Annotated in this window: 19 protein-coding genes; 11 read left to right on the top strand and 8 right to left on the bottom strand. The window is 66.6% G+C overall.

The genetic code is table 11. The features are described from left to right. The first annotated feature begins 24 nt into the window (after positions 1-24). Genes VXD91_RS05320 through VXD91_RS05305 form a run of 4 tightly spaced genes read left to right on the top strand, consistent with a single transcriptional unit; the run spans position 25 to position 3,287 of the window. The gene (locus VXD91_RS05320) at positions 25-777 is read left to right on the top strand and encodes an SDR family oxidoreductase (RefSeq protein WP_061002506.1); all 753 of its coding nucleotides are present in this window, start codon (positions 25-27) and stop codon (positions 775-777) included. Beyond that, positions 774-1,628 carry an NAD(P)-dependent oxidoreductase gene (locus tag VXD91_RS05315; RefSeq protein ID WP_346414848.1) on the top strand — a complete coding sequence of 285 codons (855 nt, stop codon included), beginning with the start codon at positions 774-776 and terminating at the stop codon, positions 1,626-1,628. The genes VXD91_RS05320 and VXD91_RS05315 overlap by 4 nt, the downstream gene beginning before the upstream one ends. Further along, the gene (locus tag VXD91_RS05310) at positions 1,628-2,071 is read left to right on the top strand and encodes a carboxymuconolactone decarboxylase family protein (protein WP_226520553.1); all 444 of its coding nucleotides are present in this window, start codon (positions 1,628-1,630) and stop codon (positions 2,069-2,071) included. The genes VXD91_RS05315 and VXD91_RS05310 overlap by 1 nt, the downstream gene beginning before the upstream one ends. After that, positions 2,061-3,287 (top strand): hypothetical protein, encoded by a 1,227-nt coding sequence (locus VXD91_RS05305; protein WP_346414847.1) that lies wholly within the window; start codon positions 2,061-2,063, stop codon positions 3,285-3,287. Before VXD91_RS05310 ends, VXD91_RS05305 begins: the two co-directional genes overlap by 11 nt. Before the next feature lie 183 nt (positions 3,288-3,470). Here the strand turns inward: VXD91_RS05305 and VXD91_RS05300 are convergent, their stop codons facing one another. Continuing rightward, positions 3,471-3,962, bottom strand: coding sequence for an EspA/EspE family type VII secretion system effector (locus VXD91_RS05300; protein ID WP_346414846.1), 492 nt, complete (start codon positions 3,960-3,962; stop codon positions 3,471-3,473). Between the two features lie 72 nt (positions 3,963-4,034). Between VXD91_RS05300 and purD the strand changes: the two genes are divergently transcribed. Then, positions 4,035-5,303, top strand: a complete 1,269-nt coding sequence (gene purD, locus VXD91_RS05295) for a phosphoribosylamine--glycine ligase (protein WP_346414845.1) — start codon at positions 4,035-4,037, stop codon at positions 5,301-5,303. Between the two features lie 51 nt (positions 5,304-5,354). Here the strand turns inward: purD and VXD91_RS05290 are convergent, their stop codons facing one another. Then, positions 5,355-6,251, bottom strand: a complete 897-nt coding sequence (locus tag VXD91_RS05290; RefSeq protein ID WP_346414844.1) for an alpha/beta hydrolase-fold protein — start codon at positions 6,249-6,251, stop codon at positions 5,355-5,357. A 96-nt stretch (positions 6,252-6,347) separates the two neighbouring features. On the opposite strand from VXD91_RS05290, the gene VXD91_RS05285 reads away from it, so the two are divergent. Genes VXD91_RS05285 through VXD91_RS05275 form a run of 3 tightly spaced genes read left to right on the top strand, consistent with a single transcriptional unit; the run spans position 6,348 to position 9,619 of the window. Further along, entirely contained in the window at positions 6,348-6,962 is a 615-nt protein-coding gene (locus VXD91_RS05285) for a TetR family transcriptional regulator (protein WP_166428169.1), read from the top strand. Between the two features lie 24 nt (positions 6,963-6,986). Further along, positions 6,987-8,405: an adenylosuccinate lyase gene (purB, locus tag VXD91_RS05280; protein ID WP_346414843.1), complete on the top strand. Its 1,419-nt coding sequence runs from the start codon at positions 6,987-6,989 to the stop codon at positions 8,403-8,405. Continuing rightward, positions 8,402-9,619 (top strand): cytochrome P450, encoded by a 1,218-nt coding sequence (locus VXD91_RS05275; RefSeq protein ID WP_346414842.1) that lies wholly within the window; start codon positions 8,402-8,404, stop codon positions 9,617-9,619. Before purB ends, VXD91_RS05275 begins: the two co-directional genes overlap by 4 nt. Positions 9,620-9,664: 45 nt before the next feature. On the opposite strand, the gene VXD91_RS05270 is transcribed toward VXD91_RS05275, so the two are convergent. Then, positions 9,665-10,522 carry a cyclopropane mycolic acid synthase family methyltransferase gene (locus VXD91_RS05270; protein ID WP_064860544.1) on the bottom strand — a complete coding sequence of 286 codons (858 nt, stop codon included), beginning with the start codon at positions 10,520-10,522 and terminating at the stop codon, positions 9,665-9,667. A 121-nt stretch (positions 10,523-10,643) separates the two neighbouring features. After that, positions 10,644-11,309: a fasciclin domain-containing protein gene (locus tag VXD91_RS05265; RefSeq protein WP_064860545.1), complete on the bottom strand. Its 666-nt coding sequence runs from the start codon at positions 11,307-11,309 to the stop codon at positions 10,644-10,646. Between the two features lie 264 nt (positions 11,310-11,573). Here VXD91_RS05265 and VXD91_RS05260 point away from each other — a divergent pair, with 264 nt between their 5' ends. After that, on the top strand, positions 11,574-12,785 hold the full coding sequence (locus VXD91_RS05260; protein WP_346414840.1) for a geranylgeranyl reductase family protein: 1,212 nt from the start codon (positions 11,574-11,576) through the stop codon (positions 12,783-12,785). Positions 12,786-12,858: 73 nt separating this feature from the next. Here the strand turns inward: VXD91_RS05260 and VXD91_RS05255 are convergent, their stop codons facing one another. The 3 genes from VXD91_RS05255 to VXD91_RS05245 all read right to left on the bottom strand — a co-directional run bounded on the left by VXD91_RS05255 (position 12,859) and on the right by VXD91_RS05245 (position 15,709). Then, positions 12,859-13,743: a cyclopropane mycolic acid synthase family methyltransferase gene (locus tag VXD91_RS05255; RefSeq protein ID WP_346414839.1), complete on the bottom strand. Its 885-nt coding sequence runs from the start codon at positions 13,741-13,743 to the stop codon at positions 12,859-12,861. A gap of 75 nt (positions 13,744-13,818) precedes the next feature. After that, the gene (locus VXD91_RS05250) at positions 13,819-14,682 is read right to left on the bottom strand and encodes a cyclopropane mycolic acid synthase family methyltransferase (RefSeq protein WP_135355864.1); all 864 of its coding nucleotides are present in this window, start codon (positions 14,680-14,682) and stop codon (positions 13,819-13,821) included. Between the two features lie 397 nt (positions 14,683-15,079). Beyond that, positions 15,080-15,709, bottom strand: a complete 630-nt coding sequence (locus tag VXD91_RS05245) for a hypothetical protein (protein WP_346414838.1) — start codon at positions 15,707-15,709, stop codon at positions 15,080-15,082. A 30-nt stretch (positions 15,710-15,739) separates the two neighbouring features. Between VXD91_RS05245 and VXD91_RS05240 the strand changes: the two genes are divergently transcribed. After that, entirely contained in the window at positions 15,740-16,639 is a 900-nt protein-coding gene (locus tag VXD91_RS05240; RefSeq protein ID WP_346414837.1) for a phosphoribosylaminoimidazolesuccinocarboxamide synthase, read from the top strand. Then, a complete protein-coding gene (locus VXD91_RS05235; protein ID WP_346414836.1) occupies positions 16,636-18,792 on the top strand; it encodes a S9 family peptidase in 2,157 nt (718 codons plus the stop codon). Before VXD91_RS05240 ends, VXD91_RS05235 begins: the two co-directional genes overlap by 4 nt. Here VXD91_RS05235 and VXD91_RS05230 read toward each other — a convergent pair. Then, positions 18,721-19,167: a DoxX family protein gene (locus VXD91_RS05230; RefSeq protein WP_133428317.1), complete on the bottom strand. Its 447-nt coding sequence runs from the start codon at positions 19,165-19,167 to the stop codon at positions 18,721-18,723. The two genes, VXD91_RS05235 and VXD91_RS05230, sit on opposite strands and share 72 nt — an antisense overlap. Between the last annotated feature and the right edge of the window lie 65 nt (positions 19,168-19,232).

Here is a 19,232-nt window from a genome sequence, read left to right as displayed (position 1 = left end):
ACAAGCGTTATTCGAGAGGAAATCATGAGCAGGTTTGAGAACAAGGTCGCAATCGTGACCGGCGCGGGCGGCGGCATCGGCCAGGTCTACGCCGAGGCGCTGGCCCGGGAAGGCGCTGCGGTCGTCATCGCCGACATCAATGTCGAAGGCGCCGAGAAGGTGGCCGCCGGCATCAAGGCCGACGGCGGCAAGGCGCTGGCCGTGCGGGTCGACGTGTCGGACATCGACTCGGCCAACGAGATGGCCGCGGCGGCCGTCGCGGAATTCGGCGGCATCGACTACCTCGTGAACAACGCCGCGATCTTCGGCGGCATGAAGCTCGACGGTCTGCTGACCGTCGATTGGGACTACTACCGCAAGTTCATGAGCGTCAACCTCGACGGTGCGCTGGTGTGTACCCGCGCGGTGTTCCCGCACATGGAGAAGCGGGGCGGCGGATCGATCGTCAACCAGTCCTCCACCGCGGCATGGGTTTACGCCAACTTCTACGGTCTGGCCAAGGTCGGGGTCAACGGCCTGACGCAGCAGCTGTCGCGCGAGCTGGGCTGGCGCAACATCCGGATCAACGCGATCGCGCCCGGCCCGATCGACACCGAGGCCAACCGCAGCACCACGCCGCAGGCCATCGTCAAGCAGATCGTGCAGACCCTGCCGCTGGCGCGCATGGGCACCCCCGAAGACCTCGCCGGCATGTGCCTGTTCCTGCTGTCCGACGAGGCCAGCTGGATCACCGGGCAGATCTTCAACGTCGACGGTGGACAGATCATCCGGTCATGAGTTCTGACGTGAAGCTGGGGTATATCGGGCTGGGCAACCAGGGCGCCCCCATGGCCAAGCGCCTGGCCGAATGGCCCGGCGGGCTCATCGTTTTCGACGTCCGTGCCGAGTCCATGGCGCCGTTCGCCGAGCTCGGCGCCACCCTGGCCGGCAGCGTCGCCGAGGTGGCCAAGGCCGACGTCATCAGCGTGACCGTGCTCAACGACGAGCAGGTCCGTGACGTCGTGACGCAGCTGGCCGAGCATGCCGCGCCCGGCACGGTGATCGCGATCCACTCCACCATCGAGCCGACCACAGCCGTCGAGCTGGCCGAGCAGTTGCGGCCCAAGGGGATTCACATCGTCGACGCCCCCGTCAGCGGGGGCGCCCATGCGGCGAGCAAGGGTGAGCTGGCGGTCATGGTCGGCGCCGACGACGAGGCCTACGACAAGGTCAAGCCCGTCTTCAAGCAGTGGGCGTCATTGGTCGTGCGGGCCGGCGAACCTGGCGCCGGAACCAAGATGAAGCTGGCGCGGAACATGCTGACGTTCATCGGTTTTGCCGCCGCGTGTGAGGCGCAGAAGCTCGCTGAGGCGTCGGGCATCGACCTGCAGAAGCTGGGCCGCGTGGTGCGGCACAGTGATGCGCAGTCGGGTGGCCCCGGCGCGATCATGGCGCGCGACGACACCAAACCACTGGCGCCAGATCACTTCCTCTACAACATGTTCGTCCACACCCGCGGGCTGGCGGAGAAGGACCTGTCGCTGGCGCTGGGGCTGGGTTCGGCTGTGGGAGTGGATCTTCCGCTTGCGGAGCTGGCGCTGGCCAACCTCGCCGAGGGTCTCGGCGTACCGCATGTGAAGGAGTCTTGATGGACGAGTTGCGCGCCAAGGGCCTGGCGAAGATGAACGAGGTCTACGGCTGGGAGATGCCCAACATCGAGGGCGACCCGTACTTCGACCTCACCGTGGATCACCTGTTCGGCACCATCTGGAGCAAGCCCGGACTGTCGATGCGGGAGAAGCGCCTGATGACGTTCACGTGCGTCACCGCTGTCGGCTCGCAGGACCTCGCCGAGATTCAGATCAACGCCGCCTTGCTCAACGAGGAATTCACCGAGGCCGAGCTCAAGGACATCGGCATCTTCCTGACGCAGTACCTCGGCTTTCCGCTCGGGTCGGCGTTCAACGGCGCCGTGTCCAAGGTGGTCGCGAGGCGGCGCAAGGCCGCTGAGAAGGGCCTCGACGAGGACCGCAAGGCCAACGTCAATGCCGCCGTCAAGATGAACACCGGGAGCGAGCTCGATGACAAGTAGGTACGCGTCGCTGTCGCGTGCTGAGCTCGCGGCACTGGTGCCCGAGCTGCTGCTGATCGGCCAGCTCATCGACCGCGCCGGAATGGCCTGGTGCATCGTCGAATTCGGCCGTGAGGAGATGCTGCAGGTCGCCATCGAGGAGTGGGCCGGGTCCAGCCCGCTCTACACCAAACGGATGCAGAAGGCGCTGAAATACGAAGGCGTGGACGTCATCACGATCTTCAAGGGCTTGCAGCTCGACATCGGCGCGCCGCCGCAGTTCATGGACTTCCGGTACACCGTGCACGACCGCTGGCACGGCGAATTCCACCTGGACCACTGTGGCGCTCTCATGGACGTCGAGCCCATGGGCCCCGATTACGTGCGCGGCATGTGCCATGACATCGAGGACCCGACGTTCGACGCGACGGCGCTGGCGACCAACCGGCGCTGCCAGGTGCGGCCCATCCACCGGCCGCCGCGGGTCCCCGCGGACCGGACCCCGGCGTGCGCGTGGACCGTCATCATCGACGAGTCCTATCCCGAGGTCGGTTTCATCCCGCAGCTCGACATCATCGGCGCCACCAATGCCTACCGATGCGAGCTCGACGACATCGATCCCGCGGACGAGGGCCAGGCCGACTACTCCGGCCCGCTGGTGGGCGACGTCGACTTCTCGGCGTTCTCGCACTCGGCGCTGGTGCGCATCGCCGACGAGGTGTGTCTGCAGATGCACCTGCTGGTGCTGTCTTTCGCGCTGGCCGTGCGGGCCCGCTGCGACGGCGACGCCGACAAGGAACGGTCCATCCGGACCAAGTCCCTGATCGGCATCTCCGGCGTGGCGGCCGAGCGCATCCGTCAGGTGCTCGGGTTGCCGGCCGATGCCGCCGGCGCCCTGCGGGTATTGGAGCTGCATCCGCTGCTCAACCCGGCCGCATATGTCTCCGTTGACGTTTCGGCCGACGAGGTGCACGTGCACCCGTCGCCCGCACACGAGGACGGCGCCTGGATCACGCTGGTCTCCCCGGAGTCCGCTCTGCCGCTGCAGGCGATCGCAACAGCCGTCAATCCCTTGCTGCGGGCCGAGGTGTCCGGCGATGCCACCGACTGGACCGTCAGGTTCATCGAAACCGACACGCCGGCAAAGGAACTCGGCGAGGTCTCGGTGTGCAAGGTCAGCAGCGGTGCGGCATGGGTTTTCGAGGAACGCAAGTCCCTGCCGCTGACGGTGGTGTAGGCGGGAGTGCCCGCAATGGGGCTGACGGTTCGCGAACGTGCGACCAGATCGCCAGAACCTTTGGTAGAACGGTCTGTCTGCACCGTCGCGGCACGTCCGCGTTGACCCTGCTGCTGTGGCGAGAAAGCTCGAGTGCCCAATGCCACTGGCGCAGCGCCGATACCGGTGTTGGTGATTCTGCGCTCAGAAGTCGTCGAACTCGCTGTCGAGGCTCTGGATTCGGCCGGCGACCCCCGACAAGTCGGTGTGTGAGCGCTGGATGATGTCGGCGACGTCGCCGCTGGCCTTGCCGATCGCCGACCACAGCGCGTGGTCGGCGGCGGCGGTCGGGGTTTTCTTGGCTTCGTCGGCGAGGTCGGTCACCCAGTGTTTGAGTGCGTCGAGTTCGCGGCGGCCGCCGTTGACCACGTCCGCGGACCGCTCGAGTTCGTCGCCCACGCGCTTGTCGAGGTCGGCCAGCCGGCCGAGGGCCTGGGCGTGTTTGGCATTGGCGTCGGCGTAGCGGTCGGCCGCGCCGCCGGTCCAGTGCGAACCGGGACCCGCGGCCTGCACCTGCTCCTGGAGCGCGCGCAGTTGCTCGCTCTTGTCGAACTCGGAGCGGTCGTGCGGAACGCCCTCGCCGAAGGTGGCGCGGGCCCGCTCCCACATCAGTAGGAAGGCATCCAGCGGCTCCACCGGTGCGGACCTCCTCGCGTGCGTCGGGCCTGCCCAGTTTAGGACGAGCCCACCAGCTACTAGGGTGTGGCTGTGCGCGTCCTCGTGATCGGCTCCGGTGCCCGTGAACATGCCCTGCTGCTCGCCCTGAGCCGCGACCCCCAGGTGGACTACCTGGCCGTCGCTCCCGGCAATGCCGGTACCTCCGCCGTCGCCGAGCAGCACGACGTCGACATCACCGCCGCCGACGAGGTGCTCGCGCTGGCCAAGAAGCTCGCCGCCGACCTGGTCGTGATCGGCCCTGAGGTGCCGCTGGTGCTGGGTGTGGCCGACGCGCTGCGCGCGGCCGGCATCGCAACCTTCGGGCCCTCCAAGGACGCCGCCCGCATCGAAGGCTCCAAGGCGTTCGCCAAGGACGTCATGGCCGCGGCCGGCGTTCGCACCGCGACCAGCGAGATCGTCGACAACCCCGCCCACCTCGACGCGGCCCTGGACCGCTTCGGTCCGCCCGCCGGTCAGCAGGCCTGGGTCGTCAAGGACGACGGTCTGGCCGCCGGCAAGGGCGTCGTCGTCTCCGCCGATCGGGAGGCCGCCCGCGCGCACGCCGCCGAACTGCTCGAATCCGGCCACCCGGTGCTGCTCGAGTCGTTCCTCGACGGGCCCGAGGTGTCGCTGTTCTGCGTCGTCGACGGTGAGACCGTGGTGCCGCTGCTGCCCGCGCAGGACTTCAAGCGCGTCGGCGACAACGACAGCGGACCCAACACCGGCGGCATGGGCGCCTACACACCGCTGCCGTGGCTGCCCGCCGCGGTCGTCGACCAGATCGTCGACGAGGTCGTCAAACCCGTTGCCGCGGAACTGGTTCGGCGCGACAGCTCCTTCTCGGGCCTGCTGTACGCCGGCCTGGCCATCACGTCGAACGGCCCGGCCGTCGTCGAATTCAACTGCCGCTTCGGAGATCCCGAGACCCAGGCGGTGCTGGCACTGCTGGAGACGCCGCTCGGCACGCTGCTGAACGCCGCCGCCACCGGGACCCTGGACTCAGTCGGTGCGCTGCAGTGGCAGGACGGGTCGGCCGTCACTGTCGTCGTAGCTGCCGAGAACTACCCGGGCCGCCCCCGCGTCGGGGACGTCATCACCGGATCGGAGACGGCCGGCGTGCTGCACGCCGGCACCAGTCGCCGCGATGACGGCAGCGTCGTCTCCTCCGGCGGCCGGGTGCTGTCGGTGGTCGGCACCGGCGCGGATCTGGCGGCCGCGCGGGCCGAGGCCTACCGCATCATCGAGTCGATTCGCCTGCCGGGCAGCCACTTCCGGACCGACATCGGCCTCGCCGCCGCCGAAGGCCGCATCTCGCTCTAACCGGGATTTGTGCACGATTTTCCGCGGTGACCGCGGATTTTCGTGCACAAATCACTGGACGAGGAGCGGGGCGAGCCAGGAGATCTCGGCCGGCAGCTGTGCGCTCCAGAACGACGCGTCGTGTCCGCCGGGGGAGAAGCCGCCCGCGGCGCCGTTCGGCAGCTGTGCGATGAACTGCTTGGTCGCCGAGTAGAACGGATCGCTGTCACCGCAGTCGATCCGGATGGGGATACCGGCCAGCCCGGGCAGCCCCCACACCGAGTTGGCGGCGTAGTCGGCCGCGCCGTCGAACGCGCCCGGGGCCGTCGCTCCCGATGACGTCCAGAGCGCCGGGCTGACGGCGCAGATCGCCGCGGTGCGGGCCGCGCCCAGCCGCCCGCCCAGCAGCAGCGCGCCGTAGCCACCCATCGACCAGCCCAGGAAACCCACCCGCGAGGTGTCGAGGCCCTGCGCGGCCAGCATCGGGATCAGCTCGTCGAGCACCATGGCGCCCGAATCCTCGCCCGAAGCCCGCTTGTGCCAGTAGCCGCCACCGCCGTCGACGGCCACGACCGCGAACGGCGGCAGTCCCGCGGCGACGGCCTGCGCCAGCCCCTGTTCGACGCCGCCGGCCATCACCGTCGCGGCGTCGCTGCCTTTGCCGTGCAGCGCGATCACGGGCCTCAGCGGGGCCGTCTGGCCCGGCGGGCGGGCGATGGCCCAGTTGGTGGAGATGCCGCCGCGGGCCTGCGAGACGAAGGAACCCGTCACGTAGGTCGGTGCCGGATCCGCGACGGCCGGGGGTGGCGCCAGCGGCACCCCGACGCTCGTCATGGTCACCGGGGTCGCGGTGACGGTCGGGCGGCCCGACGTCGACCCCAACGCGAATGCGCCGGCGGCCCCTGCGGCGGCGCCGGCTCCGAGACGGAGGACGGCGCGTCGGCTCAGCTCTGCCATGGCCGCCATCATGCCATCGGCCGCAGCCCGTCATTCCTGAGTAATGCCTAATGGATTACGTGAAATCGTGATCGCCGCGTGACCATTCCTGGCAGCATTTACAGGGTGATGACAGCAGTCACCCCAAAGGGGGAACGGCGACGGTATGCGCTGGTCAGCGCTGCCGCCGAGCTGCTGTGTGAGGGCGGCTTCGACGCCGTCCGGCACCGCGCCGTGGCGCAGCGGGCCGGGCTGCCGCTGGCCTCCACGACGTACTACTTCTCGTCCCTCGACGACCTGATCGAAAAGGCGGTCGAGCACGTCGGAGAATCGGAATCTCAGCAGCTGCGCATGCGCGTCTCGGCGTTGTCGCGACGCCGCCGCGGCGCGGACGCGACGGCGGATCTACTGGTCGATCTGCTGGTCGGTGACGGTAACCGGGCGTCCGACCAGTTGATTTCCCGCTACGAGCGGTACATCGCCTGCGCCCGCCAGCCCGGGCTGCGTGACGTGCAGCGACGCATCCTCAAGCAGCGGTCCGATGCCGTCATCGAGGTGGTGGAACGGTCCGGGCGCTCGGTGCGGGCCGAACTGCTCACGGCCCTGGTCTGTGCCGTCGACGGCGCGGTGGTGGCGTCGATGGTGAGTGACGGCGACGGCCCGCGCGCGACGGCCCGGGCGACCCTCGTGGACGTCATCGACGTCTTGGCGCCCTTCGACCAAGAACGCCGGGTCGCCCTATAAGCGGGCTTAGTAGGCTGTAGTCCCGTGAGCATCCCCAACGTGCTGGCCAATCGTTACGCCAGCGACGAGATGGTGGCCATCTGGTCGCCGGAGAACAAGATCGTCGCCGAACGCCGGCTGTGGCTGGCCGTGCTGCGCGCGCAGTCCGAACTGGGCGTGGCCGTGCCGTCCGGCGTCGTTGAGGACTACGAGCGGGTGCTGGACCAGGTCGACCTGGATTCCATCGCCGCGCGCGAACGCGTCACCCGGCACGACGTCAAGGCGCGCATCGAAGAGTTCAACGCGCTGGCCGGCCACGAGCACGTCCACAAGGGCATGACGAGCCGCGACCTCACCGAGAACGTCGAGCAGCTGCAGATCCGGCAGTCGCTGGAACTGGTGTTCTCGCACGGCGTCGCGGTGGTGGCCCGGCTCGCCGAGCGCGCCGCGCTGTACCGCGACCTGGTGATGGCCGGCCGCTCGCACAACGTCGCGGCGCAGGCCACCACCCTCGGCAAGCGATTCGCCTCGGCCGCCGAGGAGACCCTGGTCGCGCTGACCCGGCTGCGGGAGCTGATCGACCGCTACCCGCTGCGCGGCATCAAGGGCCCGATGGGCACCGCGCAGGACATGCTGGATCTGTTCGGCGGTGACGCCTCGCGGTTGGCCGACCTGGAGCGCCGGGTTGCGGAATTCCTGGGATTCACCGAGGTTTTCACCTCCGTCGGGCAGGTGTACCCGCGGTCGCTGGACCACGACGTGCTGTCCGCGCTGGTGCAGCTGGGCGCCGGCCCGTCGTCGTTCGCGCACACCATCCGGCTGATGGCCGGCCACGAACTGGCCACCGAGGGCTTCGCGCCCGGGCAGGTCGGCTCGTCGGCCATGCCGCACAAGATGAACACCCGCTCGTGCGAGCGCGTCAACGGCCTGCAGGTCGTCCTTCGTGGTTACGGCTCCATGGCCGCGGAACTGGCTGGGGCGCAATGGAATGAAGGCGACGTCTTCTGCTCGGTGGTGCGCCGCGTCGCGCTGCCCGATGCGTTCTTCGCCATCGACGGACAGACCGAGACGTTCCTGACGGTGCTCGACGAGTTCGGCGCCTACCCGGCCGTGATCCAGCGCGAGCTGGACCGCTACCTGCCGTTCCTGGCGACGACCCGCATCCTGATGGCGGCGGTGCGCGCCGGCGTCGGCCGCGAGACCGCGCACGAGGTCATCAAGGAGCACGCCGTCGCCGTCGCGCTCGCGATGCGCGAAAAGGGTTTGGAGCCAGACCTTCTGGACCGGCTGGCAGCCGACTCGCGCCTCCCGCTGGACCGCGTCGAGCTCGATGCGGCGCTGGCCGACAAGCAGGCGTTCAGCGGCGCCGCCGGTGACCAGGTCGACGCCGTCGTCGCGGCGGTGGACCGTCTGGTCGCGCAGTACCCGGAAGCGGCCAAGTACACCTCGGGCGCCATCCTGTGACCTTGGCGGGAAGCTTGGCCGGGGTTGACCTGACCGACCTCGACAACTTCGCGTCGGGCTTCCCGCACGAGTTGTTCGCACGGCACCGCGCGGAAGCTCCGGTGTACTGGCACGAGCCGACCGAGAACACCCCGGACGGCGAAGGCTTCTGGTCGGTCGCCACACATGCGGAAATCCTTGCGGTGCTGCGTGATCCGGTCACATACTCGTCGGTGACGGGCGGTGTACGCCCGTTCGGCGGGACGCTGATCCAGGACCTGTCGATCGCCGGCCAGGTGCTGAACATGATGGACGACCCGCGGCACGCGGAGATTCGGCGGCTGGTGTCGTCGGGGCTGACGCCGCGGATGATCGCGCGGGTCGAGGACGACCTTCGCGCGCGCAGCCAGGCCCTGCTCGACGCGGTGTCGCCGGGGGTGCCGTTCGACTTCCTGGTCGACATCGCCGCCGAGCTGCCCATGCAGATGATCTGCATCCTGATGGGCATCCCTGAGTCGCAACGACATTGGCTGTTCGAGGCCATCGAGCCGAGCTTCGATTTCGGCGGCTCGCGCAAGGCCGCCATCACCCGGTTGTCCGTGGAGGAAGCCGGCTCCCGGATGTACAACTTCGGCATGGAGCTGATCGCTGCCAAGCGAGCCGAGCCGACCGACGACATGCTGTCGGTGGTGGCCAACGCCGAGGGGGTATCCGATCTCGAGGTGTACCTGTTCTTCAACCTACTGTTCAGTGCGGGCGCCGAGACCACCCGGAACTCGGTGGCCGGCGGGCTTTTGGCCCTGTGCGAGAACCCATCTCAGCTGGCGCTGCTACGCGCCGACCTGTCGCTGCTGCCGTCGGCGATCGAGGAGATGGTGCGCTGGACGTCACCGTCGCCGTCCAAGCGGCGCACCGCCACGTGTGCCGTGTCGCTCGGCGGCTGCGATATCGAGGCGGGACAGAAGGTGGTCGTGTGGGAAGGTTCGGCCAACCGTGACGAGCTGGTGTTCGCCGACCCCATGACGTTCGACGTGACCCGGAAGCCCAACCCACACTTGGGATTCGGGCAGGGACTGCACTACTGCCTGGGAGCCAACCTGGCGCGGCTGGAGCTGCGGGTGCTGTTCGAGGAGCTGCTCACCCGGTTCCCCGACATCCAGGTGGTCGAGCCGCCCGAATGGACCCGCAGCAACCGGCACACCGGCCTCCGGCACCTCTGGGTGTCCCTGTCGTGATTTGTGCACGAAAATCCGCGGGTGGCGCGGAAAATCGTGCACAAATCACGACTTTTCGAGGGTGAATTGATTGACGTCGACCTGGCGCAGCCGGAACAACTTCGCACACCCGGTCAGGTATTTCATATACCGGTCGTAGACCTCGACCGATTGCACTGCGATGGCTTCGTCGCGGTGTGATTCCAGGGCTTCGGCCCAGAGGTCGAGGGTTTTCGCGTAGTGCGGCTGCAATGACTGGACACGAGTCACCTTGAATCCGGCCGCCGCGGCGTGCTGACGGACCATCGGGGCGGACGGCAGTCGGCCGCCCGGGAAAATCTCGGTCATGATGAACTTGACGAACCGCAGGAGGTCAATCGTCACGGGCAGGTTCGTGTAACGCGGATCGGTGGTGCAGATGGTGTGCAGCAGCATGACGCCGTCGGGCGGGAGGGCGTCGTATGCCATCTGGAAGAACGCCGGATAGCGTTCGTGACCGAAATGTTCGAAGGCGCCGATCGACACGATCCGGTCGACTGTTCCGTCGTATTGCTCCCAGCCTCCGAGGAGGACGCGACGGGAGCGGGTGGTGTCCATGTCGTCGAAGAGCCGCTCGACGTGGGTGGCCTGGTTTCTGGACAAGGTGAGGCCGACGACGTTCACGTCGTACTTCTCGATGGCGCGGCACATGGTGGCACCCCAGCCGCAGCCGACGTCGAGCAGCGTCATTCCCGGTGTGAGGCCGAGTTTTCCGAGGGCGAGGTCGATCTTGGCTGTTTGGGCTTGTTCGAGCGTCATGTCGTCGCGCTCGAAGTATGCGCAGCTGTAGGTCTGGCTGGGGTCCAGGAACAGTCTGAAGAAGTCGTCGGACAGGTCGTAGTGGGCTTGAACGTCCGCGAAATGGGGTTGAAGTTTCGGCGCCATGAGGTTCCTTCCTGGCGGTGGGACTGGATTCAGTCGATTATGAAAAGCCTTGAAGTGCAACGGATATCGATTTAATGGCTGCGGCTTCGGCTGATCAGTACCGAATCGCGGTGTGATTCCGTCAGGTCGGCGGCATCAGGACCGAATCGATCATGTACACCGTGGCATTCGCGGTCTTGACTCCGCCGCACACCAGCGCGGCGTCATTGACTTTCAGACCTGCGCCGTCGCCGGTGACGCTCACCGGCGAGCTCTCGAGGGTGGTGTGGGTTCCGGCCACCGCCGCAGGCGAGAGTTGGCCTTGCACAACGTGATACGTGAGGATCCTGGTCAGGGTGGCGGAGTCCGTCTTGAGTGAGTCCAGAGTCGCTGCCGGCAGCTTCTTGAAGGCATCGTCGGTGGGCGCGAAAACGGTGTACTCGCCATTGTTCAGAGTCGCGACCAGGTTGACGTTTGGGTTCAGCTTGCCCGACAGTGCCGCCGTCAGCGTGGTCAGCATCGGATTGTCGGAGGCTGCCGTCGCGACCGGGTGCAACCCCATCCCGGCGACCGAACCCGGCCCAGTGGGGACCTGCTGTGCGTAAGCCTGGCAACCAGTGCCCACGAGTGCCGTGTCGGGTGGGGCCGATGTCACTGCCGAGGCAGCACTTGGCATAGAAGCCATGTTCGTACTCGGCGCAGCTGAGGATGCCGACTTGGTGCCGGCGTCCGAACACGCTGATAGGCCGATGACGGCGACAATCGACAGGCCGGCGGCCGCGATGTGTGGATAGCGAGGGTGTTGCATCCGGGTCTCCTCAGTGCGGACGACTGCCGCGGTGGTTTGTTCTTTGTTTACTGATTCGGAGCCCCGGTGCTTTTGGATGGGTCCGCGGGCGGATGGAATCAGGATTGTCCGCCAACGTGATTCGACTGAAGGGAGGGAACGGCCAGACTCGTGTACCCGAAGACACCGAATTCGCTGCCGCACCCATCCGGGCCGCCCCTGGCTCCGAACCCCTCCTGCGACCCGCAGCGTGGTGGCTCGGGCGTCGGACGAGAGTGAAACCAGATGACGCAGCGATTTGACGTGGCGATAGTGGGCGGCGGCCCGGCAGGGTCGGCGGCCGCATGGCAGGCGGCGCAGGCAGGGGCTCGCGTGCTGTTGCTGGACAAGGCTGAGTTCCCCCGAGACAAGCCGTGTGGTGATGGCCTGACACCGCGGGCCGTCAGCTACATCCAGAAGATGGGACTCGCTGAGCAGGTCGCGAAGTTCCACCGCGTGAATCGGGCCACCGTCTACAGTCCGAGCCGCTGGGACCTGGCATTCCCGGACCGCCCGGGGATGCCTGATCACGGTCACGTGGCGCGCCGACTGGATCTCGACTTGATGCTGCTCGACCGGGCCGAGTTCTGCGGCGCCGAGGTGCGCCGCGGCACCGAGGTCGCCGGACCGATTCTCGATGACGGTGGGCGCGTGGCAGGAGTGGTGCTCAAAAGCGGCGAACGGGTCGCAGCTGATGCGGTGATTGCCGCAGACGGCGCCCATTCGCCGATCAAGCGGGCCCTGAATCTCGTCTCGCAGCACAACGGTTACGCCGCGATCGCGATCCGGGCCGAGATGTCCGCCAATCGACCGGATGTCGACTCGCTCGATGTGCACTTACAACTGAGATTCCGCGGCGATCAACTGCCGGGTTATGGCTGGGTTTTCCCACTCGGCGGGGGCCGGGTGAACATCGGTCTCGGGTATGTGAACAGCTACAAGAAGTGGCAGCAGATCAACGCGACGCAGTTGCTTGGTGAGTTCCTGGCCGGACTACCCCAAGAGTGGCAGCTACCGTCGATCGGCGAGTTGATGAAAGCGAAGGCGGTACGGGCGTGGCGGCTACCGATGGGATTCACGGCGTGGCCGCCGTGGCGACCCGGTGTCCTGTTCGCCGGCGACGCGCTCGGCGCGGCGCGGCCGGCTTCAGGCGCAGGGATCTCCAAGGGGTTGCAATCCGGACTGGCGGCCGGTGAATGCGCCATCGCGGCGCTGACCAACGGTGGGCCAGACGATTTCACCAACTACACCCAGCGAGTGGAAGCGGCATGGGGCAAGGAATATCGCCGCGGTCGATGGTTCCACCGGCTGGTCGGTGTGCCTGCGATCGCGGCCGCCGGGGTGCGCACGCTCGATGCCGTCAGCAATCCGTCGGTGCGGGCGAGGCTGCTGTTCTGGGAGCAATGGTCCGACCCTGAAACCTCGCCGCATTCGGCGGGGCCGGGTCCCGAATCGTAGGGGTGGGCAAAAGCGCTGTGCATCAACGTATTTGACGTGCAACCGGCCCGCCCGGGGCCGGTCGCACGTTTACCTAGGCGCTGCGCTTGTGATAACTGGCGAGCGTGACGTCGAGCAGTCCTTCGGTGAAGTATCGTTCGCACCCGCGCAGATATCTCATGAAGCGCTGGTACACCTCTTCTGATTGGACCTCAACAGCTTTCGCGTGGTTGGCCTCGAGTGCGTCGCCCCAGGTCTTGAGCGTCCGGATGTAGTGCGGCCGTAGGGATATGGCCTCGGGGACGACGAAACCGGCCCGTTCGCCGTGCTCGATCATCATGTCCGTCGTCGGAATCCGCCCGCCGGGGAAGATTTCGGTGACGATGAATTTGATGAAGCGTGCGGTTTCGAAGGTGACTTTCTTACCGTCCGCGTTCAACTGGTACGGATGGAAGCCGACGCTGCTCTGGATCGTCATCCGACCGTCGGCCGGAAGGATGTCGAAACACTTCTTGAAGAAATCCGGATAGCGCTCGAACCCGAAATGCTCGAAGGCTTCGATGGACACGATCCGGTCGACGGGCTCGTCGAATTGTTCCCAGCCCTGTAGGAGGACCCGGCGGGTCCGGTCGCTGCCGATGTCGTCCAGCAGTTGTTGAGTGAATGCCCTCTGGTTCTTCGACAGCGTCAACCCGATGACGTTGACGTCGTACTTCTCGACTGCTCGTCTTGCGGTCGCGCCCCAGCCACAACCGATGTCCAACAACGTCATTCCCGGTTTGAGGTCGAGCTTGTCGAGGTTGAGGTCGATCTTGGCGAGCTGCGCTTCCTCAAGGGTCAGGGTCGGAGGCTCGAAGTACGCGCAGCTGTAGGTGCGCGACGGGTCTTGGAACAGGGCGAAGAAATCGTCCGACAGGTCGTAGTGGGCTTGAATCTCTTCGAAATGTGGACGCATTTCTTCTTGGGAACCAGCAGGCATGGATCCGTGCTTTCCAACGCGGCGCAACGCCGCGTCTTTGTGATTGCGGTCTGGGGACAGGCTGTGGTTGGTCTGCTACTTCTGCAGGGTGAATTGATTGACGTCCACCTGGCGGCGGTGGAACATGTCGGCGCAACCGGTCAGATATTTCATGTACCGGTCGTAGACCTCCACCGACTGGATCGCGATGGCCTCGTCGCGGTGCGCCTCCAGTGCCTCGGCCCAGTGGTCGAGGGTTTTCGCATAGTGCGGCTGCAGTGACTGCACGCGGGTGACGCGGAATCCGGCTGCGGTGGAGAGGTTTTCAACCATCTCGATGGACGGCAGACGGCCACCGGGGAAGATCTCGGTCACGATGAACTTCACAAATCTGGCCAACGCGAACGTCAACGGAATGCCCATTTCCTCGGCCCGGCGCGGGTCGATGCCGCAAATGGTGTGCAGCAGCATGACGCCATCGGACGGCAACGCGTCATAGGCCATCTGAAAGAACGCCGGATAGCGATCATGGCCGAAATGCTCGAACGCGCCGATGGACACAATGCGGTCGACCGTTTCGTCGAACTGTTCCCAGCCTTCGAGGTACACGCGGCGCGAACGTGTGGTGTCCACGCCGTCGAGCACGTGATTGACATATGCGGCTTGGTTTTTCGACAGTGTCAGCCCGACGACGTTGACGTCGTACTTCTCGATCGCGCGCCGCATCGTCGCGCCCCAGCCGCAGCCGACGTCGAGCAGTGTCATGCCGGGCTCGAGGCCCAGCTTGCCCAACGCGAGGTCGATCTTCGCCAATTGGGCCTGTTCCAGCGTCATGTCGTCGCGCTCGAAATATGCACAACTGTAGGTCTGGCTCGGATCCAGAAACAGTCTGAAGAAATCATCTGACAGGTCGTAATGCGCCTGGACGTCCGCAAAATGCGGTTTGAGTTTTTCTGCCATGGCTTCCTCTCCCGGCCCAACGGCCAGAGAAATGCTGATCACGCGCACACCTGAGGAGCCGGCAACATTGACGGCTCGTAGGGAAGTGCTGTGCCCTGTACACGTCTGTGGTGCCCGCACGGTTCACGAGCACGACAAACTGGTATTCGTTGCCAGGTTTCAGTTGGATGGGTAAGACACCCAAATTGATGGGTAGAGAACTGCTGGAACGATCGATTGGGCAGCAACGATCGGTAGAGCAGCGAGTAGCCGGGCAGGAGTTCGCGGTCTGGCGGCGCCCGCGCTTCTGGAGCGATCAGCCAGAGAAGTCCTCAAATATATTGCCGGCGGCATACAGTGAAGCAACGACTCAGCGGCAATGCAAGAGCAAACGCCCACGAAATGTCGGCAATTTCCCTCAGGACGACGTGGGGCGGGCCGGGCGCAGCCCGGCAGACCGCAACTCCAGAGCCGCCAGCTTCCGGATCGTGACGGGGTCGTGGGTACGCCAGGCGGTCACCGGGTCGTCGGAAACCTCGGTCAGCTTTGCCAACGGCCGGTTGGCCAGCGCCCGGAACGCCAGCAGCTGCTCGCCGGCGTCGGTCGACGCGAGCGTCACCGCGGTCCACTTGCGGCGGAAGAACCGGATCCGCAGTGCCAGCCACGGCATTGCCACGGCGAGGATGGGCGGTAGCGCCACTGCCAGTGCAAGTACCCAGGCCAGCCAGCTCGCGGTGCTGTTCAGGCTGTCGCCCGCGCCCGCGATGTCGACCGCGGCGTGGCCCGCCGACCGCAACGGGGTCCCGAACGCCTTCCCGATCAGGGGAATGCCGTCGGCGTTGTGGCCGGCAGAGGCCAGGCTGTCCGCGACACCGTCGGCACCGTCGTGCACCTGACGCCCGACGTCGGCGATGGTGGCGATCGCGCTGTGCACCGCGACGCCGACGGAGATCCAGATGACGAACCACACCAGCGCGACGACGTCGCTGGTCAGCTGGGCAAGCAACCGGCCCGGCGTCCGGGCGTAGGGCACATAGCGCGAACTCATACCGACCATCCCAACAGATAGGGTGGTCCGATGCGCCCAGCTTTGTCCGACTACCGGCATCTGACCAGCGGCAAGGTTCGCGACCTGTACCGCATCGACGACGACCACCTGCTGTTCGTCGCATCGGACCGGATTTCGGCTTTCGACTACGTCCTCGACAGCGAGATCCCGGACAAGGGCCGCGTGCTGACCGCAATGAGCGTTTTCTTCTTCGACTATCTGGCCGAGCAGCTGGGCACCGCCAATCACCTCGCCGGCCCGGCCGATGACGACCGCATCCCCGCCGAGGTGCTGGGCCGCGCTCTGGTGGTGCGCAGCCTGGACATGATGCCGGTCGAGTGCGTGGCGCGCGGCTACCTGACCGGTTCGGGGCTCATCGACTACCGCAAGACGGGCCAGGTGTGCGGCATCGCGCTACCCGAGGGCCTGACAGAGGCCAGTCGGTTCGGTGAGCCGCTGTTCACGCCGGCGACCAAGGCCGAGATCGGGGCACACGACGAGAACATCGCGTTCGATGCCGTCGTGAAGCTCGTCGGCGCCGAGCGGGCCGAGCAGCTGCGTGACGAGACCCTGAAGGTTTACAGCGCCGCCGCCGCGCACGCGCTGACCAAGGGAATCATCTTGGCGGACACCAAGTTCGAGTTCGGAGTCGATGCCGACGGCGGGCTGGTGCTGGCCGACGAGGTGCTGACACCGGACTCGTCGCGGTACTGGCCGGTCGAGGGCTACACCGAAGGTGTGGTGCAGCCCAGCTTCGACAAGCAGTTCGTCCGGAACTGGCTGACCGGCCCGGACTCCGGCTGGGACCGCGCCGGTGACACCCCGCCCCCGCCGTTGCCCGACGACATCGTCGAGGCCACCCGGGCGCGATACATCGAAGCGTACGAACGGATTTCGGGCCGCCGCTTTGCCGATTGGGTCGGCGCGTGAGCACCCCGCCGATCGCCAAGAAGGTCGAGCATCGCCGCGAACACCACGGCGACGTGTTCATCGACCCGTACGAGTGGATGCGCGACAAGAACGATCCCGAGGTGCTCGCACTCCTGAACGCGGAGAACGCCTACACCGAGGAGATCACCGCACCACTGGAACCGTTGCGGCAGAAGATCTTCGACGAGATCAAGGCCCGTACCAAAGAGACCGACCTGTCGGTGCCGACCCGTCGCGGCGACTGGTGGTACTACGCCCGCAGCTTCGAGGGCAAGCAGTACAGCGTGCATTGCCGGTGCCCCATCAGCGATCCCGACGACTGGACCCCGCCGCAGCTCGACGAGCACACCGAGGTCCCCGGCGAGCAGGTGTTGCTGGACGAGAACGTCGAGGCCGAGGGGCATGACTTCTTCTCTCTCGGCGCGGCCACCGTCAGTGTCGACGCCAACATCCTGGCGTTCTCCGTCGACACCGTCGGCGACGAGCGATACACGTTGAAGTTCAAGGATTTACGCACGGGTGAGCTGTACGACGACCGGATCACCGGCATCGGCGCGGGCGGCACCTGGGCGGCCGACAACCGGACGCTCTACTACGTCACGGTCGACGAGGCCTGGCGGCCCGACACCGTCTGGCGACACCGCCTGGGCTCCGGGCTGCCGGGCGAGAAGGTGCACCACGAATCCGACGAGCGGTTCTGGGTGGGCGTGGGCCGCACCCGCAGTGACAAGTACATCTTCATCGCGGCCGGCAGCGCGGTCACCTCCGAGGTGCGCTACGCCGACGCGCGCGATTCCAAGGCCGAGTTCACGGTCGTGTTGCCGCGCAAGGATTCCGTGGAGTACTCGGTCGAGCACGCGGTGGTCGGCGGCGAGGATCGGTTCCTGATCCTGCACAACGACGGCGCCGAGAACTTCACCCTCGTGGATGTGCCGGTGTCCGCTGCCCCGCTGGCCGGCCTCGAGGGCGCCCGCACGCTCATCGAGCACCGCGACGACGTGCGCCTCGATGGTGTCGACGCGTTCGCCGACCAGTTGGTGGTCAGTTATCGCCGCGAAGCCTTGCCGCGGATTCAGCTGTGGCCCTTCGATTCCGACGGCAACTACGGCGACACCCAGGAGATCGCCTTCGAGTCGGAACTGATGTCGGTCGGCCTCTCGGGCAACCCGAACTGGTCGTCGCCGCGGCTGCGGGTGGGGGCGACGTCGTTCGTCATCCCGGTGCGGATCTATGACCTGGACCTGGCCACCGGGGAACGAATCCTGTTGCGCGAGCAGCCGGTTCTCGGTGACTACCGGCCGCAGGACTATCTCGAGCGCCGGGACTGGGCCGTGGCGGCCGACGGCACGAAGGTGCCGCTGTCGATCATCCAGCGGGCGGGCGCGCCGACGCCGGCGCCGGCGCTGCTGTACGGCTACGGCGCCTACGAGTCCTGCGAGGACCCGCGCTTCTCGATCGCGCGACTGTCGCTGCTGGACCGCGGCGTGGTGTTCGTCATCGCGCATGTGCGTGGCGGCGGCGAGTTGGGACGCGGTTGGTACGAGCACGGCAAGCTGCTGGAGAAGAAGAACTCCTTCACCGACTTCATAAGTGCCGCAGAGCATCTCATCGCCACCGGCGTCACCCGGCCGGAGAATCTCGTGGCCCTCGGCGGCAGTGCCGGTGGCCTGCTGATGGGTGCGGTCGCCAACATGGCGCCGCAGCTGTTCGCCGGGATCCTGGCGCAGGTGCCCTTCGTCGACGCCCTGACCACCATCCTCGATCCGTCGTTGCCGCTCACCGTCACCGAGTGGGACGAGTGGGGTAATCCGTTGGCGGACAAGGACGTCTACGACTACATGAAGTCCTACACGCCGTACGAGAACGTGACGGCCCAGGACTACCCGGCGATCCTGGCGATGACGTCGCTCAACGACACCCGCGTGTACTACGTCGAACCGGCGAAATGGGTTGCCGCGCTGCGCAGCACCAAGACCGACGACCATCCCGTCCTGCTCAAGACCGAGATGGCCGCCGGGCACGGCGGCACCAGTGGGCGTTACGAACGCTGGAAAGAAGCCGCGTTCCAGTACGCCTGGGTGCTAGCCACCGCGGACCGCGACAAATATGGCAGCGGCCAGGTAGACGACCTCCTGGACGGAGCGCACACCTAGATTCGCCGTCATGGACGGCGGGGTGTCGGGCATCTGCGCGGCGTAGATGTTGGCCGGGAACATGGCCAGCATCAGCAGGAACAGGCAGATCGCGGCCGCGACGCGAGTGGGCGGAAACAGGAGCCCGACAGCGCCGAGCAGTTCGAGCACGCCGGTGATGGCCACCAGACGTTCCGGCGAGGGCAGCCGCGGTGGGACGATCGCGATCATGTCGCGCCGCATGCCCGGGGTGAAGTGCGCGACGCCGGTCATGAAGAACATCAGGGCCAGGCCGACCGCGATGGCGCTCGGCCAGCTGTCGACGTAACCGACCCCGAACCAGCCGGCTACGCGCGCGGCCAAACTGCCCAACACGAGAGCGAGAAGAACGGCCATGGGCTGCGCCTCCATAATCTAGTCGACGTCTAGATTGAAGGATATCCTGGAACTTGACACTGTCA

This window comes from Mycobacterium sp. SM3041 (assembly GCF_039668335.1).
Taxonomy (GTDB): domain Bacteria; phylum Actinomycetota; class Actinomycetes; order Mycobacteriales; family Mycobacteriaceae; genus Mycobacterium.
This window is presented reverse-complemented; position numbering and strand designations above follow the sequence as displayed.

Coding starts and splice junctions, on each gene's coding strand:
- VXD91_RS05310 (WP_226520553.1), top strand. CDS start 1,628: ATGGACGAGTTGCGCGCCAAGGGCCTGGCGAAGATGAACGAGGTCTAC.
- VXD91_RS05290 (WP_346414844.1), bottom strand. CDS start 6,251: ATGATGGCGGCCATGGCAGAGCTGAGCCGACGCGCCGTCCTCCGTCTC.
- VXD91_RS05250 (WP_135355864.1), bottom strand. CDS start 14,682: ATGGCAGAAAAACTCAAACCGCATTTTGCGGACGTCCAGGCGCATTAC.
- VXD91_RS05305 (WP_346414847.1), top strand. CDS start 2,061: ATGACAAGTAGGTACGCGTCGCTGTCGCGTGCTGAGCTCGCGGCACTG.
- VXD91_RS05320 (WP_061002506.1), top strand. CDS start 25: ATGAGCAGGTTTGAGAACAAGGTCGCAATCGTGACCGGCGCGGGCGGC.
- VXD91_RS05315 (WP_346414848.1), top strand. CDS start 774: ATGAGTTCTGACGTGAAGCTGGGGTATATCGGGCTGGGCAACCAGGGC.
- VXD91_RS05230 (WP_133428317.1), bottom strand. CDS start 19,167: ATGGCCGTTCTTCTCGCTCTCGTGTTGGGCAGTTTGGCCGCGCGCGTA.
- VXD91_RS05240 (WP_346414837.1), top strand. CDS start 15,740: ATGCGCCCAGCTTTGTCCGACTACCGGCATCTGACCAGCGGCAAGGTT.
- VXD91_RS05255 (WP_346414839.1), bottom strand. CDS start 13,743: ATGCCTGCTGGTTCCCAAGAAGAAATGCGTCCACATTTCGAAGAGATT.
- VXD91_RS05265 (WP_064860545.1), bottom strand. CDS start 11,309: ATGCAACACCCTCGCTATCCACACATCGCGGCCGCCGGCCTGTCGATT.
- VXD91_RS05245 (WP_346414838.1), bottom strand. CDS start 15,709: ATGAGTTCGCGCTATGTGCCCTACGCCCGGACGCCGGGCCGGTTGCTT.
- VXD91_RS05270 (WP_064860544.1), bottom strand. CDS start 10,522: ATGGCGCCGAAACTTCAACCCCATTTCGCGGACGTTCAAGCCCACTAC.
- VXD91_RS05260 (WP_346414840.1), top strand. CDS start 11,574: ATGACGCAGCGATTTGACGTGGCGATAGTGGGCGGCGGCCCGGCAGGG.
- VXD91_RS05285 (WP_166428169.1), top strand. CDS start 6,348: ATGACAGCAGTCACCCCAAAGGGGGAACGGCGACGGTATGCGCTGGTC.